At 53.2% G+C, this 233-nt stretch carries 1 rRNA gene; it reads right to left on the bottom strand.

Annotated features, from left to right (window positions below):
- Positions 1–233 (bottom strand): 16S ribosomal RNA (locus ACTHSX_RS10900); the annotation flags it as partial.

Here is a 233-nt window from a genome sequence, read left to right as displayed (position 1 = left end):
GGGAATTCCCTCTACCCATACTGCACTCTAGCCGCTCAGTTTCCACTGCCTTTCCAGGGTTAAGCCCCGGGCTTTGACAGCAGACTTGAACAGCCACCTGCGAACGCTTTACGCCCAATAATTCCGGATAACGCTTGCATCCTCCGTATTACCGCGGCTGCTGGCACGGAGTTAGCCGATGCTTATTCCTCAGGTACCGTCAGGTTTCTTCCCTGAGAAAAGAGGTTTACAAC

The sequence above is a fragment of the Neisseria sp. P0014.S002 genome (assembly GCF_051958295.1).
GTDB lineage: Bacteria > Pseudomonadota > Gammaproteobacteria > Burkholderiales > Neisseriaceae > Neisseria > Neisseria flavescens_B.
Note: the sequence above shows the minus strand (reverse complement) of the source record. Positions and strands in the feature narration are given on the sequence as shown.